Origin of the sequence: Actinomadura alba (assembly GCF_014323705.1) — a bacterium.
Classification (GTDB): Bacteria; Actinomycetota; Actinomycetes; order Streptosporangiales; family Streptosporangiaceae; genus Actinomadura_C; species Actinomadura_C alba.
The window spans coordinates 1-14586 of record NZ_JABVEC010000020.1 but is presented as its reverse complement, the minus strand read 5'-3'; the positions used below and the strand labels follow the sequence as shown (position 1 = coordinate 14586).

Below are 14586 nucleotides of genomic sequence, written 5' to 3'. Positions count from 1 at the left end.
ATCGGTCTTGTAAGTGATCGAATACATTCAGTTATTTCGGAGCGGCATCACGAAGGGTGCGATGGCCGCTCTAGCAGGGCCAACGTGGCCCAGCCGAGAAGGCCGCACTGCAGGCAACCGCCGACGAGCGCCCGGACATCCTCCCGAGCCAGCTCAACGACGGGTCCTCCAACTCGCACGTTCATGGACCAGTGGAGGGGTGAGCCGGGCGTACGTCAGTCGCCGGCTCGTACGGACCGCACGAAGGCGACCCATTCGCGGCGGGTGAACTCGAGGATGGGGCCGGTGCCATGGGCCTTGGTGTCGCGGACTCCGATGGTGCCGTCGGCGGCGGACGCCACCTCCACGCAGGATTCGTTCGGCTCACTGCGGCGCGACTTGCGCCAGCCGCTGTACTTCCCGGTCATGTGTGCGGTCCTGCCTGGTCGATGATCTGGTCGGCGAGCTCGCCTAGGAGGGTAAGGCTGCTCACCTCCGATAGTGCCGCGTTTCGCACATAGCCGTACCGGCGCAGGTACCGGGCGACCTCGTCGGGTTCGGTGTGGAAGAGGTCGGCGGACACGGTCGCGGCGACCGCCATCGGCGGATCGGACGGGTCGGGAAAGGTGAACAGGATGAGCTGTGACCTCGGCATCAGAGTCTCGACCATGCCGGTGACCAGCGGGAAGACCCGGATGGTGACTCGGGGCTCGGTCTCGGCGATGTTGATGATGTGGTGCAGTTGGGTGCGCATCACCTCGGGCGGCACACTGAATCGGCGAAGCCCCACCTCATCGAGGATCACCTCGTACGGCGGGCCACCGGGGCACAGCACGGTTCGTTGCCGCTGGAGCCGCGCCTCCGCCAGGCGTTCGGGAAGATAGCCGATCGGCCCTTCGGCCTTGGCGAGCTCGATCAACGCCCAGGTGTACTCCGGGGTCTGCAGGATGCCCGGCACCGCACCGGGCTGATATTCACGGATGGTCTCGGCGCCCGACTCGATGTCGGCGTAAATGCGCTGGCGGTCGCCCATCGCGTCGCCGAAGGAGTCCCACCAGCCTCTCTCCGCGGCGTCGCGGGCGATGCGGACGATCTCGTGCCACTTATCGCCGGTCACCTCTAAAGCGTCGAGGATCTTCATGACCTCGGCGAGGTCGGGGCGGATATGGGCGTTCTCCAGTTTGGAGATCTTCATGCGGGACTGATGGATCAGCCTGGACAGGCTGTCGGCCGTCATTCCGCGAGCTTCGCGGAGCGCGCGCAGCTCTGCGGCGAGGCGTCGGCGGCGTACGAAGGGGCTGGTCATGGTGGACCTTCCGGGGGGAATGTTCGTCGAACAAACGTTGCCAGAGGCCACGGCGGTTACACCATGTAGGAATCGAACACGCTCCGGATTCGCCTATGATCGAACGTTCGCCATCGGCACGCCCTCGACCCGCACCAGGCACAGGCGGGCAACCGCCTGTGCCTGGAGACAAGGTTTTGTACGGCCCGAACGCCCTGCTCTTCCAACCAGCTCTCTCGACGGTCAGCGGCGGATGAGCGCACCTCCTCCGGCGGGCAGGGTCACCGTGACGACGGGGCCGGTCGCCTTCGTCGTGTGCACGGTCCGGCCGGTCTCGTCGAAGACCCAGGCGGTCGCGGCACCCACGCCGGGTACGCGCACGACGGCGCGGCGCGGTCCGGTGCCGAAGCTGCGCAGCAGGGCGGTCCCGTGGCCGCCGCCATCGAGGACCAGCCGTTCCACCTCGGGCTGCACCAGTAGCCCGTCGACCACCGTGGTGCCGCGTACGCCGGTCACGGTCACCGTGCCGCCGCGCTGCACCGTCCGCGGCAGTGTCCGGACCGCCAGCAGGCCCGGCGCGGGGGAGTCGCCCTGCGCGCCTACCGCCCCATGATCGACCAGCCCGACGGCTTCGGCGCCCACCCGCCATTCGCTCGTACCCGCGTCCGGCGCGAGTTCCACCGCCGGCATCAGAACGCTCGGCTCGGTGATCGGCACGTCGAGCACGAGCCGCCCGCCCGGGCCGAGGCGTACGCCGGCTCCGCCGCTCCACAGGCTCTCGCCGGTCCAGGCGCCGCTGGGCTGGTGCGGGCCCGCGTCACCCGACAGTGTGCCGGTCTCGGCTTCGATGAGCCGCCAGCCGGTTCGCTCGACCACCGTGGCGGTGCGCGCCACGGCCGCGGCGTCCGGCGCGCTGTCCAGCGCGAGCACGGCCAGCAACCCGTGGATGGCGGACTCGGCGCCGGAGTTCTGGTTGACCTTCCCCCCGCCGTCCACTCCGTCGAAGGTACGGCCGGTCGCCGGGTCGTACATCGGCGTGCCCGCGGGGTTGTTGCCGAAGAACCACGACGCCGCGACACCGGCAAGGGCGCGCAGCCGTGGCCGGTCTCCCGCGTCGGCCGCCGCGAGCAGGGACTCCACCCGCGACTGCGCACCGTAGGCGATCTGGACCGGGTCGCTCGGCGTCGGCAGCCAGCCGTTCTGTGGTCCGGCGGTGATCAGCAGGTGCGGGGTGAACGATGCGACGTCGGTCAGCGCGGCGTCGAGCAGCCGCTTGTCGCCCAGGACGTCGTACGACCGGGCCAGGCCGGCGGGGGCGAGCCCGCCCCAGGCGTGCCAGACCGCCCGGGACAGCGCCCACGGCAGTACGGCTCCGAACGGCCAGGTCCGGGGAGTGCCGGCCCGCATCGCCGCCACCCCTTCGGAGAGCTTGGCCAGCACGCCGCGCGCCCGAGGGTCGCCGCTCGCCCGCACGTAGGCCGTGAGCCCGAGGAGCGCCTCGCCGGTCGCGTCGGCACCGTCGGCGATCAGCCAGGCAGGCACCCGGGTGCCGTCGATGTCCAGCCACTCGCCGTACCGGCCGAGTACGTGCCGGTCGACGGCGTCGAGTGCGAGCTGGAGCCGGTCGCCGAGGAACCGGGCGAAGCGCCGATCGGTGCGGGCGAAGGCCGCATGACCTTCGCCCAGCGCCCAGATGGTGCGGGCCAGCCAGTACGAGTCCGAACTGTCGGAGGGGTCCGGGAGCTCCTTCGGCTCGGCGCTGGGGTTGAGCGTGCCGTCCGGCTGCATCCACAGCACGACGTTGCCGGCGCTCTGGCCGGCCGTTGTCTGGAGGTAGGTGAGGCCGCGCAGGAGTTGGTAGGCCGCGGTACGGCTGCTCGGCGCGCCGGTCGTCTGCCAGTGCCGGATGTACACCACGGCGGCGCGGCTGATGTCGTCGGCGTTGAACGCGCCCTGACCGTAGGTGTCGGTGGCCGGGTCGTAGGTGCCGCCGCCGATCCGCTTGTAGGTGCCGTCCGGCTGCCGGTCGGCGTAGGTCCACAGCACGCCGATCGCCGGCTCGTCGGTGAGCCGGTAGGTGCTGTGGCCGGGCTGGTCCGGCGGAGTGATCGCCGCGCGGAGCCAGTCGAGATGGGCGAGGTTGGTCAGTCGGCCGGCGGGCCCGGCGGAGGCCGCGCCGGCCGCCGGTGCGGTGACGCCCGCGGCGGCCAGCGGCAGCCCGACGGCGCCGGCGGCGAGGAAGGTTCTGCGACGGATGGACCGATGGATGGACATGGTCACCCTCCCGGGTCAGGAAGCGTTGATCTGGGTTATCTCGACTGTTGTGCCGGTACGGAGGGATTCGGTGCCGGCGAGAGCCGTGGCCACCGCCGTCCAGCCGCTGTCGACGTCGGCGACCGGACGGCCGCCTTCGCGGGCGCGGCACGCCAGGTCGTGGACGGCGGCCCGGACGCTCTCGGCGTACACCCGCTGCTTGGCGCCCGCACCACCCAGGTCCACCAGCACCGACACGTGGTGCGGGAGAACCCGGTCGTGCCCTCGGCCGCGGGCGGCGGCGGGGCCGGCGTTCGCGGTCACCGTGACATCGACCTTCTCGGCCCCGGTCAGCCGGTGACCGGGCACGCCGAGCAGGTCGGCCGCACGCTCCGGGAGCCGCCGCAACTTCGCGACGCCGGCGTCGTCGGTCCACAGGTCCAGTTCGGCGGTGACCGGGATCCAGCCCGACAGGCGGGCCTCGGCGGTGCCGAAGTCGATGCGCGTGAGCTGCCGCTCGCACCGGCGCGGATGGCTGAATCCGTGCGCGAACGTCGCCAGCGCGCCATCGGGATGGGCCGCGGTCGCCACCACCAGGTCGGTCACCCCGGTCGCGTCGCCGCCGGGGCGGATCGCACCCATCGCCTGGACCCGCACGGCCGGACCGCCCATGAGCGCGGCCGCCGCGTCGAAGAAGTGGACGCCGTGCTCGACGAGGATCCCGCCGCTCGCGGCCGGATCCCAGAACCAGTGGCCGGCCGGCAGGTCCTCGTCGGCGGCGTCGTTCTCGAACAGGAACCGCTGGACGGGACCGAGCGTTCCGTCCGCGCGCAGCGCGCCGATGAGACGCAGCAGGGGGTTGTACCGGAGGACGTGGTCGACGCCGAGGACCTGCCCGGTGGCCCGCACCGCATCGCGGACCGCGTCGGCGTCCTCCAGCGTGGTCGCCAGCGGTTTCTCGCAGAACACATGCTTGCCGGCCCGCAGCGCCGCGATGGCCAGTTCCGCATGCGTGTCCGGGGGAGTGGCCACCACGATCGCGTCGATGTCCGGGTTCGTCAGCAGCTCCGGCCACCGGCACGCGGTGATTCCGGTGGCCGCCGCCAGCCGTGCCGCCCGTTCGTGGTCGGCGTCGGTGACCGCGGCGAGCCGTACGGACGGCAGGTCGGCGACGGCGGCGGTGATGAACTCCGCGAACCCTCCGGCTCCTGCGACTCCCAGACCGAGTGGCCGGGCCGTCCCGCTCATCCGACCCGATCCAGCCGAGTGACCCCGATCTTGGCGTCCGCCATGCCGTAGAAGACGTACCGCACCCCGTCGACCTCTTCGATCGCGGTGGGGAACACCACGTTGGCGACCGTGCCGTCCCGCTCGTCCGGCGTCTCCGGCTCAAGGATCGGTGTCGCCGTGCGGGCGAGGACACGGGTGACGTCGGCCGGATCCAGCAGCATGGCGCCGGCTCCGTAGCGCACCTGCTGGTTCGTGGGATCCCAGCCGGGCGGGATGTGCCCGCTGACGCCGTGGTGGATCAGCAGCCAGCCCTCCTCGACGCGGATGGGTGCGGGCCCAGCTCCGATCTTGAGCTCCTCGAAGGGGTACGCGGACAGTGCGACCAGCCGGTGGTCCCGCTGGCGGACCAGAGCGCCCAGGTCGCGTTCGACCTCGGCGGCCGGGACGTACGACACCCAGATGCCCGGCCGCTCGTCGGTGACCCCCGCCGGCAGGTGGACGCCCTCACCCGGCCGGAACCAGCCGAGGTCCCACATCGGCCGGTGCAGCATCGCGTACGCCGGCTCGCCGTCCGGGCCCGGCACCGGTTCGGGGAAGAACACCGCGTCCTTGTTGGGGAAGAGGTTCAGGTCGGTGTCGAGATCCGGCTGGTACGCGAAGTGCAGCGGACCCAGGCGCCGCCAGTGCCGCAGGTCGTCCGACACGGCGAGCGCGAGTTTGGGGCCGAGCGGGCCGTAGGCGACGTACGTCATCAGGTGCACGCCGAGCCGCGGCACCCAGGTGATGCGCGGGTCCTCCACACCGGCGTTGTTGAGCCCGCGTTCCCAGCCCTCGTCCGGCGAGAGCACGACGCCGCGGCGCTCGACGCCGACCGGCACGCCGCCGTCCAGGACGACCTCGGCGAGCCCGACCCGGGAGACGTTGCCGCTCGCGACCAGGCGCGGGAGCAGGTGCAGCCGGCCGTCGGGCGTCCGCCCGCTCGCGGGGTTGAGCACGCCCTCGGCTTCGAACTCGTTGCCGGGTTCGGGCGTCATGACGACGCCGAGCCGGGTGAGGGTATAGGGAACGGTCGGCATTGAGGATGTCACCACATCAGCCCTTCACACTGCTGCCGAGATTGGATGAGACGAAACGGCGCTGGAAGATCAGGAACAGCGCCACGGCGGGCGCGGCCAGCACGCAGGCGCCGGCGAGGATCGCACCGTACGGGTTGGCCGCCCGTGCGGCGACGTTGCTCATGTAGTTGGCGAGCGAGACCGCCAGCGGCTGCATGTCGGCCTGCTTGGTGATGAGGAACGGCCACAGGAACTCGTTCCACGGGCCGATGAACGTCAGGAGCACGGCCGTGAGCAGGGCCGGCTTGACCAGGGGGACCGCCACCCTCACCAGGATGGTCAACTCGCCGGCACCGTCGATGCGGGCCGCGTCGAACAGCTCACGGGGCAGCTGCAGGAAGTACTGCCGGAAGATGAAGACCGCCGTCGAGTTGATGGCGTACGGCAGGATCATGCCGAGGTGGTTGTCGGCCAGTCCGTAGTCGCGCACGATCAGGACGTAGAGCGGGACGGTCAGCAGCTGGAACGGCACCACCTGGACCAGCAGCATCGTGTTGAACAGCACACCCCGCCCGCGGAACTCCAGCTGCGCGAGGGCATAGCCGGCCAGCAGCCCGAACACCACGGTGCAGAGGATCACGCCGCCGGTGAAGATTCCCGAGTTGATCAAAGATTGGACGAGGTCGATGGCCCGGTCGATCTCGCTGTAGTTGGCGACGGTGAGGTTGCCGGGGGCCGGGAAGGCGCCCGAAGGCGACGAGTCCGGCTCGGCCTGCAGGCTCCCGATCAGCATGTAGTAGAAGGGGAACAGGAAAACGAACGCGCCGATGAGCAGGACGCCGTAACGGACGGCCGCCCTCGAGCGCGACCCGCCGGTCTCCTTTCGCGGCCGGGCGTCGCCGACGGAGGCGGTGCGACTCGAGGCGGGCCGGGTGGTGTTCACTGCCATGGGTTCACCTCTTCTCCAGCAGCCGGCGTTGCACGAACGCGATGAGCAGGACGCCGCACACGAGGATGACGCCGATCGCCGAGGCGACGTCGGGATTGCCCTGCTCGATGCCGCGCTGGTACATCAGCAGCACCGGCGAGGCCGAGGCGCCGTCCGGCCCGCCGCCGCCGGTGAGCAGGTAGGGCTCGGTGAAGAGATTGGCGCCGGTCACCGTGGCGAGCAGCACGACCAGCACGGTCGCCGGTCGTACGCCCGGCACGGTCACCGACCAGAACGCCCGCCACCGGCCGGCGCCGTCGACGGACGCCGACTCGTACAGTTCCTTGGGGATGTTCTGCAACGCTGCAAGGTAGAGCAGGATGTAGAAGCCGAGGCCTTTCCACGTGACGAACAGCGCGATCGTGGGCATCGCCAAGTGCTCGTTGACCAGCCATGTTGGGTCGGGCGCGAGTGGCCCGAGAGCCGAGTTGACCAGGCCACCCGAGTTGAACAGGAACCGCCAGACACCGACCACCGCGACGCTCGCGGTGACGTACGGCAGGTAGTAGCCCGCCCGGAAGAACGTCCGGAACCGGATCGCCGCGTTGAGCGCGGTGGCGAGCAGCAGCGAGAGCGCCACGGTGAGCGGGACGTTGATGACGAGCAGCACCACGATGTTGCCGAACGACTGCCGTACGGCGGGATCCGAGAGGACGGCCGTATAGTTCGCCAACCCGACGAAGGGCCGGTCGACGACGGCTCCGGGTGCGGTGAAGAAGTAGTCGTGAAACGACATGTAGACCGCGAAGCCCAGGGGATAGGCGAACACCGCGACCAGGAACAGCACGTACGGCGTGACGAAGGCCATGCCGAGGACCTGGCGGCCGAGCCCGCCGGCCGGCCGGCCCGCGCGCGGTGCGCGGGCCGGCGGCCGCAGGGAGATGGTCATGGTCGTGCCGTCCGGTCCGTCACGAACCGGCGGCCAGGCCGTCGATCTTGGTCGCCGCCTCGCCGAGGGCGGCCTTGGGGTCCTGCTTTCCGAAGATGACCGACTTGGAGTAGGCGTCGCGGAACGTCTGCCAGATCTCGATGGAGTTCGCGAGGTTGGGCACCTCGACCGTGCGCTCCGCCTGGCCCGCGAAGGTCTCGTACTCCTTGTGCTGACCGAAGTACTCGGGGTAGGCCGCGGAGAGCCCGGACCGCATCGGCATCTGGCCGGTCATCTCCAGCAGCTTGCCGTCCTGCTCCTTGGTGGTCGAGAACTTCAGCAGATCCCAGGCGGTGCCGCGGTTCTTGCACGCGGAGAACATCGCGACGTTCTTGGCATCGCTGAAGGTGTGGGTTTCGGCCGGTGACTTGCCGGTGGAGGTGGGCACCGGTGCGACGCCCCAGTCGACCTTGCCCTTGTACACCGCGATCGCCCAGGGCCCGACGATCGCCATCGCGGCCTTGCCGTCGGCGAACGAGTCGCCGTTGAAGGTCTCCTTGGCCGCCAGCTTCTCGTCGTACAGCGACTTCCAGAAGGCGGCGACCCGCTCGCCCTCCGGCGAGGTGAACTGCGCCTTGCCGTCCTTGACGAGCTGCGTGCCCCCGGTCTCCGCGGCGAACAACGGGTAGAAGTCGAACCAGGGCTGGAAGAACTCGCTCCCCGGCGACGGCCAGATCGCATAGTCCGCGGCCTTGGCGGCCACCACCTTGCGGGCGGCGGCGCGGAACTGGTCGTACGTCGCGAGCGGCGGGTTCTTGGTGTCGAGGCCGGCCTTGTCGAAGACCTTCTTGTTGTAGAAGATCATGACGGGGTTGGATTTCCACGGTATCTGGTAGTACTTGCCGTCCGGAGAGCGGTACTGCCCGGCCCGGCCGCCGGTGCGGTCTTCGAGGTAGGCCTTCGCGCCGTCGAAGTCGTCGAGCGCCACCAGACCGCCCTGTTTCTGGAACCGCGGGATGGCCGCGGGCGCGGTGTTGTAGATGAGGCAGGGCGCGTTGCCGGCGGTGATGGACGCGGCGATGACCTCTTCGGAGGTCTTGCCCGCGGGGATCTCCTGCCCGGTGACCTTCTCGTTCGGATGGCCGGCGTTCCACGCCTCGACCATCTGCTTGCCCCAGGCCACCTCATCCGGGTTGTTGGAGTACCAGATGGTGATCGGCCCGCGGGCCGGCGCGGTGTCGGGGTTGGTGGACGTGCCGCCGCCACAGGCGGCCGCGGCGGTCATCACGATGGCGGCGAGCGCTGCCGTGACGCTGAGGTGTTTCATGACTCCTCCGGGGTGGGGTAGGGCGTTGCGGGTGAGGTCTCCGAGGGGGCGGAGGGCGGGGCGGTGGATCGCCGTACGACCAACCGCGCGGGTTCGAGTTCGACGTCCCCCGTGGACTCTCCGTCGATCAGGGCGAGCAGGCTGCGGGCGGCGACCTGCCCCCAGCCGAACACGTCGGTGCGTACCGTGGTGAGCGGCGGGTGGAGGTGCGCCGACAACTCGGTGTCGTCGAAGCCCGCCACCGAAAGCCGCGCCGGCACGCTGATGCCGAGGCCGTGCGCGACGTTGATCCCGGCGATCGCCATCAGGTCGTTGGCGTACACGATCGCGGTCGGTGGATCGGGCGCGTCCAGCAGGCGCCGGGTGGCGGCGGTGCCGCCCGACGCGGTGAAGTCGCTCACCTCGACCCGTCCGGCGGGCAGGCCCTGTGCGGCGAGGGCGTCGAGGAAGGCCTTCCGGCGGCCGTGGCCGTGCAGGAAGTCGTCGGGCCCGGCCACGTGCGCGATCCGGGTGTGCCCGAGTCCGACGAGATGGTCGACGACGGCGGCGATGCCCGGCCGGTCGTCCAGGCACACCGCCGGGAACGGCGAGGGAACGTCCGGCCGGTTGAGCGTGACGGCCGGGAGGCCGAGCGCGTCGACCAGGGTGATCCGCGGGTCGTGCCGCCGCAGGTCGGTGAGGAAGACACCGTCCACCCGCCCGTCCTGCGCGAGGCGCCGATAGCCCTCCGTCTCGGCTTGTCCCCCTCCGGCGACCTGAAGGACGAGGGCCTGACCACGCTCGGCGAGTACGGTTTCGACCCCGGCGATGAATGTCGGGAAGAAGGGGTCGGAGCCGAGCAGCGACGGATCTCGGGCGATGACGAGGCCGAGCGCGAACGCGCGGGAGACCGAGAGCGAGCGGGCGCGATGGTTCGGACGCCAGTTGAGCGCTTCGGCGGCCTCCAGGATGCGTTCCCGGGTGGCGGCGGCGACGCCCGGACGTCCGTTGAGCGCGAAGGACACCGTCCCCTTCGACACACCCGCGCGGCGCGCCACGTCGGCAATCGTCGGACGTCGCTCGGCCATGGCACATCCAATGGAAGAAGTCGGAAAGAAGTCGGAAACATCCCGTTAACCAAACCGGTTTGATCTAAACCGGTTTGAGATCGGGCTGTCAAGACTCAGCCGGCCATATTCGCCCACGTGGAGGGGGCAGGTACGCGCCGAGCGCCCGATCCTCATCCGGGGCGCCGTGCGGCGACGCCTCTCAGGGGCGACGGGTGGAGTCGCGGCGCACCAGGCGTCGGCCGATCGCCGGCTCGTCGGTGCGGGCGGCGTCATCGCCAAGCCGCCAGGACACGGGCAGGCGGTGGGGTGGTGTCGTCCTGCTCGCCCTCAGGAGGCCAGGGTCACCCGGTTCCGTCGGCCGGGTGCCGTGTCTACCGCGTGGACGGCACGTAGAGGCGGACGTCGTCGACTTGCGCGTCGCCCTCGTAGAAGTTCATGTGCGGGTCGCCGATGATGAAGTGGTCGGGGTAGGCCGAGCCGGCCGGCCATACGTCCTGGTCGACCAGGGTGCCGCCCGCTCCGGTCCAGGTCCACGCCCCGTTGAACGCGCCGTCGTACTCCTCCGGCTTCTGGTTGTAGTGCCAGATCGGCTCGCCGTCCTGCACGAACGGGCGGGTGTAGCGGTACGTCGCCTGGCCGACGTGGGCGAAGACGCCGGACATCTCCATGGTGTACGCGCCGTCACGGCGCTCGATGGCGAAGCGGTAACTCTCCCGCGGCAGCAGTTCCGGCCGCAGGTCGACCTGGGACACGATCGCGCCGCCCTTGGCGAACCCGCACTCGCTGTGCATCAGGTACTCGGTGCCGGGCTGCGTCGCGTACCGGCGGTCGTCGGTCATGAAGATGGCGTTGACGCCGTTGCCGGTGCTCGCGGGGTACGGCTCGTACTGCCCGGTGGCCGGGTTGCAGACGCGCAGTCCCGTGCCGGTGTACTTGTACCGGTTGTAGGAGTCCATCGCCACCTTGCGGTGCGTGTGGATGAAGACGTTGTTGTGCGGCGCCGGGCGCGCGTAATCCATGATCCCCAGGTAGTAGAACCCGTTGGAGTCCGTGCGCACGTCGGCCCAGGAGCACTCGGGCCGGGCGAAGTCGCCGCCCGGGGCCCACGGATGGTTGGTCTTGCAGCCCTCGGGCGAGTACCCGTTGACGCGGCCGTCCGGGTAGTCCCATGACCCGTCGCGCTGCCCGCCGAAGTCGAGGCCGCGCAGGGTCATCTCCACGCGGTACTCGGCCGGCAAGGGCCGGGTCGACCGGATGAGGACGCCGCCGTGGTGGCTCGGCTCGTTCAGGTGCGCGACGCCGTTGCGCGCGGTGAGGGTGGGCGGCGCGTCGGGCTTGCCATCGCGATCGGAGTCGCGCGCGGCCAGCTCGGCGGTGAGCCAGCCGTGGGTGCCGAAGCCGAACGATCTGCGGTACGTGTCGAACGTCGCCAGCTGCTCCCGGAAGGCCGGGCCGCCCACGGTCTCGAAGAAGGCGCCGTCGTTGTCGTAGACGTCGACGTTGTAGGGGCTCGAGGGCCCGTCGTCGTCGAGGAACCACGGGGCTCGCCGGTCGTCCAGTGCCTTGTCGAACGACTCGGCGCGGATCAGCCGCCAATCCCCCCGGTGATCCCCCTGGTCTGCGCCGGTACCGGCGCGAGCCGGTGTGGCGCACAGAACGGCAGGCAGCAGCAGGGGCAGCACCAATGTCAGCGTGCTCCGTGCGAAAGCCCTCATCCCGCCGCCTCTCCTGCCGCCCGTCGTGTGTGCCCGTGTCTCAGCCGACCGGTAGCGACCGTAAGTCGACTCATAGCGACCGTAAAGCGCGCCGGCGACGCTCCGCCACGGCAAACATCAACAAAGTGGTATTGACCATTCGCGACCATGGTGCCTACCTTTGCCCTCGACGGGAGCGGCGGTCCCTGGAGGGAGACGCGGTGGTATCGGTCGGCAGGGCGCGCGCCACGCAGACGAAACGGCGTACGGTGCGCCGCGAGCTGCTGGCGATGCTGGACGTCCTGAAGGTCGGCGACGCCTTGCCTCCCGAGCGTCGGCTGGCCGAGGATCTCGGCGTCTCCCGGCCGACCGTACGGGCGGCGATCGACGAGCTCGTGACCGAAGGCCTGCTGGACCGGCGGCACGGGAGCGGCACGTACGTGACCGAACCCCGCATCGCCGTGCCGCTCACCATGACCTCCTTCACCGAGGACATGATCCGGCGCGGGATGCGTCCCGGCGGCCGGGTGCTGTCCTTCCGGACCGGTCCGGCGGGGGCCAAGATCGGGCAGCGGCTGTCCGTCTCTCCTGCCGAAGAGGTATTTACCATTCGCCGCCTGCGGCTCGCGGACGGTTCGCCCATGGCCATCGAGACCCTGTACATCTCCAAGGAACTGCTGCCTGATCTGCGCCGGAAGGACCTGGAGGGACGGTCGCTCTACGCGCTGCTGCGAGCGCGGGGCGTCCACATCGCCTCCGCCGCCGAGACGATCGAGCCGACCGTCACCACCCCGGAGGAGGCGGAGCGACTCGGCGTCCCCGTACACGCACCGGCATTCCTCTTCGAGCGGGTGTCCCGCACCGAAGAGGGGCGCGTGGTCGAGTTCGTCCGCTCGGTCTATCGGGGGGATCGATACCGGCTCGAACTCGAACTGCGTCCGCCTTCGCACTGACCCTAGCCCGAACCGAGCACCACCGCACACCCCCTCATCACCGTGAGAACCGAGGTGCCCCCGTGGACATCGTCAAGGACCTCCTCACCTTCCTGGCCGACAACGTCTTCGGCCAGGTCCCCATCCTCATAGGACTGATCACCCTCGCCGGGCTGATGCTGCAGCGCAAACGCTTCGAGGACACGCTGGCCGGCGCTCTGCGGGCGACGATCGGCGTCGTCATCCTGTTCATCGGCGTCGAGGTCTTCGTCGGCGGCCTGACCAGCTTCCAGACGGTGCTCGCCAGCGCGGTGGGCACCACGCCGCCGAAGGCCGATCGCACGCTCGCCGACTTCCTGGCCTCGCAGGGCGGCACCATCGCGCTGGTCATCACCGTCGCGTTCCTGGCGCACGTGCTGATCGTGCGCATCTTCCCCGCCGCCCGGTACCTGTACCTCACCGGCCATCTCATGTTCTGGATCAGTACGGTCACCGTCGCCTCGCTGGTGACTATCGCGCCGGACGCCGACCAGCCGACGCTCGTGCTGTGCGGCGCGGGCTTCGTGGCCGCCTACTGGACGCTGCAGCCGCTGTGGATGCGGCCGCTGATGCGCCGGGTGCTGCCCGACGACCGGTTCGGGTTCGCGCACACCAGCTCGCTGGCCTGCCTGGTCACGGGGTACGTCGCCCGTCCGTTCGGCGACCGTGACAAGCACGACACCGAGAAGCTGAAGCTCCCGCGGCAGCTGTCGTTCTTCAAGGACATCAACGTCAGCACCGCCCTGGTCATCTCGGTCATCGTGCTGGTGGCGGTGGCCTTCGCGGACGACCGGGTGGTCGCCGAGCAGGCGGCGCAGATGGACGAGAAGCTCTCGCCCTGGGTGTGGGGGCTCCTGGTCGGCCTGCGCTTCGCGGGCGGCATCGCGATCCTGCTCTACGGCGTACGGATGTTCCTGGCCGAGATCGTGCCCGCGTTCAAGGGGTTCGGCGACCGGGTGATCCCCGGTACCCGCCCCGCGCTCGACGCCCCGGCCGTCTTCCCGGTGGCGCCGACCGCCGTGATGGTCGGTTTCGTGGCCTCCATGGTGGTGTTCCTCGCCTGCCTGGGCGTGTTCGCCGGGGCCGGCTGGTTCACGTTGGCCCCGCCCATGATCATGCTCTTCTTCGTGGGCGGCGCGGCCGGGCTGTTCGGCAACGTCGTGGCGGGCTGGCGCGGTGCGGTGATCGGCGGCGTGCTGACCGGGCTGAGCCTGGCCGTGGGCCAGGCCGTCACCTGGAGTCTGTTCGACCGGACCGCGCCCGAGCTGGCCACGCTGGCCGACCCCGACTGGTACGTGATCGCCTGGCTGATCAAGGCCCTGGACCCGATCATCGGCGGCGCCGCCATCTGGGCGATCCCGATCGCGGCGCTCGCGGTGACCGTCGCCACCCTTTTGATCCTCGGTCGCCGCGAGCGGGCCGCCGCGTCGCAGGACGCGCCCGAGGCGGCCGCCGGACGGGCTTGAGAGCGAAGGGAGTACGACGATGGCCTTGGACAGAACGCTCGAGGTGCTGACCGTCTGCGGCGTCGGCATGGGGTCGAGCCTCATGCTGAAGATGACCGCTGAGGACGCGCTGCGCGCGCTGGGGGTGGACGCCCGGGTCGAGTGCACCGACGTGTCGACCGCGCGCGGCATGCGGCCGGACGTTGTGATCGGCCAGGAGATGCACACCAGCGAGCTGCCCGATCTGGCCCCGGTCGTCATCACGATCAGCGACTTCCTCGACACCGGCGCGCTGGAGACCGCCCTGAGAGACCAGTTGACCGAGCAGGGGTGGCTGGCGTGACGGTGGTCGGCGCACGCGAGGGTGTGGTCGCGGCCGACTGGCGGACAGCGGTCCGCCGGTCGGCCGCCGTCCTGGTCGAGCTCGGCGCGGCGGGCGAGG

At 70.3% G+C, this 14586-nt stretch carries 13 protein-coding genes; 3 read left to right on the top strand and 10 right to left on the bottom strand.

Annotation, left to right across the window (positions count from 1 at the left end; translation table 11 throughout):
- Window positions 1–215: 215 nt before the first annotated feature.
- The 10 genes from HKK74_RS24375 to HKK74_RS24330 all read right to left on the bottom strand — a co-directional run bounded on the left by HKK74_RS24375 (window position 216) and on the right by HKK74_RS24330 (window position 11749).
- Window positions 216–407 carry a DUF397 domain-containing protein gene (locus HKK74_RS24375; RefSeq protein ID WP_187245664.1) on the bottom strand — a complete coding sequence of 64 codons (192 nt, stop codon included), beginning with the start codon at window positions 405–407 and terminating at the stop codon, window positions 216–218.
- Window positions 404–1285 (bottom strand): helix-turn-helix domain-containing protein, encoded by an 882-nt coding sequence (locus tag HKK74_RS24370; protein WP_187245663.1) that lies wholly within the window; start codon window positions 1283–1285, stop codon window positions 404–406. Before HKK74_RS24370 ends, HKK74_RS24375 begins: the two co-directional genes overlap by 4 nt.
- A gap of 222 nt (window positions 1286–1507) precedes the next feature.
- Complete coding sequence (locus HKK74_RS24365) at window positions 1508–3538, bottom strand: hypothetical protein (protein ID WP_187245662.1); 2031 nt, start codon at window positions 3536–3538, stop codon at window positions 1508–1510.
- A gap of 15 nt (window positions 3539–3553) precedes the next feature.
- A complete protein-coding gene (locus HKK74_RS24360; RefSeq protein WP_187245661.1) occupies window positions 3554–4765 on the bottom strand; it encodes a Gfo/Idh/MocA family oxidoreductase in 1212 nt (403 codons plus the stop codon).
- A complete protein-coding gene (locus HKK74_RS24355) occupies window positions 4762–5823 on the bottom strand; it encodes a glycoside hydrolase family 130 protein (protein ID WP_222722683.1) in 1062 nt (353 codons plus the stop codon). The genes HKK74_RS24360 and HKK74_RS24355 overlap by 4 nt, the downstream gene beginning before the upstream one ends.
- Window positions 5824–5839: 16 nt before the next feature.
- The gene (locus HKK74_RS24350; RefSeq protein WP_187245660.1) at window positions 5840–6751 is read right to left on the bottom strand and encodes a carbohydrate ABC transporter permease; all 912 of its coding nucleotides are present in this window, start codon (window positions 6749–6751) and stop codon (window positions 5840–5842) included.
- Between the two features lie 4 nt (window positions 6752–6755).
- On the bottom strand, window positions 6756–7679 hold the full coding sequence (locus tag HKK74_RS24345; RefSeq protein ID WP_187245659.1) for a carbohydrate ABC transporter permease: 924 nt from the start codon (window positions 7677–7679) through the stop codon (window positions 6756–6758).
- A 19-nt stretch (window positions 7680–7698) separates the two neighbouring features.
- Window positions 7699–8985 (bottom strand): extracellular solute-binding protein, encoded by a 1287-nt coding sequence (locus HKK74_RS24340; RefSeq protein WP_187245658.1) that lies wholly within the window; start codon window positions 8983–8985, stop codon window positions 7699–7701.
- Window positions 8982–10052 (bottom strand): LacI family DNA-binding transcriptional regulator, encoded by a 1071-nt coding sequence (locus HKK74_RS24335; RefSeq protein WP_187245657.1) that lies wholly within the window; start codon window positions 10050–10052, stop codon window positions 8982–8984. Before HKK74_RS24335 ends, HKK74_RS24340 begins: the two co-directional genes overlap by 4 nt.
- A 353-nt stretch (window positions 10053–10405) precedes the next feature.
- Complete coding sequence (locus HKK74_RS24330; RefSeq protein ID WP_187245656.1) at window positions 10406–11749, bottom strand: hypothetical protein; 1344 nt, start codon at window positions 11747–11749, stop codon at window positions 10406–10408.
- 200 nt (window positions 11750–11949) lie between these two features.
- On the opposite strand from HKK74_RS24330, the gene HKK74_RS24325 reads away from it, so the two are divergent.
- The 3 genes from HKK74_RS24325 (at window position 11950) to HKK74_RS24315 (ending at window position 14487) form a co-directional block, all read left to right on the top strand.
- Entirely contained in the window at window positions 11950–12681 is a 732-nt protein-coding gene (locus HKK74_RS24325) for a GntR family transcriptional regulator (protein WP_312881715.1), read from the top strand.
- Between the two features lie 62 nt (window positions 12682–12743).
- Window positions 12744–14165 carry a PTS ascorbate transporter subunit IIC gene (gene ulaA / locus HKK74_RS24320; RefSeq protein WP_187245655.1) on the top strand — a complete coding sequence of 474 codons (1422 nt, stop codon included), beginning with the start codon at window positions 12744–12746 and terminating at the stop codon, window positions 14163–14165.
- Window positions 14166–14184: 19 nt separating this feature from the next.
- Window positions 14185–14487: a PTS sugar transporter subunit IIB gene (locus tag HKK74_RS24315; protein WP_187245654.1), complete on the top strand. Its 303-nt coding sequence runs from the start codon at window positions 14185–14187 to the stop codon at window positions 14485–14487.
- Window positions 14488–14586 lie beyond the last annotated feature (99 nt).

What these genes read in the sequence shown, in the direction of transcription:
- HKK74_RS24375 (WP_187245664.1), bottom strand. Translation starts at nt 407, where the DNA reads ATGACCGGGAAGTACAGCGGCTGGCGCAAGTCGCGCCGCAGTGAGCCG.
- HKK74_RS24370 (WP_187245663.1), bottom strand. Translation starts at nt 1,285, where the DNA reads ATGACCAGCCCCTTCGTACGCCGCCGACGCCTCGCCGCAGAGCTGCGC.
- HKK74_RS24360 (WP_187245661.1), bottom strand. Translation starts at nt 4,765, where the DNA reads ATGAGCGGGACGGCCCGGCCACTCGGTCTGGGAGTCGCAGGAGCCGGA.
- HKK74_RS24315 (WP_187245654.1), top strand. Translation starts at nt 14,185, where the DNA reads ATGGCCTTGGACAGAACGCTCGAGGTGCTGACCGTCTGCGGCGTCGGC.
- HKK74_RS24350 (WP_187245660.1), bottom strand. Translation starts at nt 6,751, where the DNA reads ATGGCAGTGAACACCACCCGGCCCGCCTCGAGTCGCACCGCCTCCGTC.
- HKK74_RS24335 (WP_187245657.1), bottom strand. Translation starts at nt 10,052, where the DNA reads ATGGCCGAGCGACGTCCGACGATTGCCGACGTGGCGCGCCGCGCGGGT.
- HKK74_RS24340 (WP_187245658.1), bottom strand. Translation starts at nt 8,985, where the DNA reads ATGAAACACCTCAGCGTCACGGCAGCGCTCGCCGCCATCGTGATGACC.
- HKK74_RS24330 (WP_187245656.1), bottom strand. Translation starts at nt 11,749, where the DNA reads ATGAGGGCTTTCGCACGGAGCACGCTGACATTGGTGCTGCCCCTGCTG.
- HKK74_RS24345 (WP_187245659.1), bottom strand. Translation starts at nt 7,679, where the DNA reads ATGACCATCTCCCTGCGGCCGCCGGCCCGCGCACCGCGCGCGGGCCGG.
- HKK74_RS24355 (WP_222722683.1), bottom strand. Translation starts at nt 5,823, where the DNA reads ATGCCGACCGTTCCCTATACCCTCACCCGGCTCGGCGTCGTCATGACG.
- HKK74_RS24365 (WP_187245662.1), bottom strand. Translation starts at nt 3,538, where the DNA reads ATGTCCATCCATCGGTCCATCCGTCGCAGAACCTTCCTCGCCGCCGGC.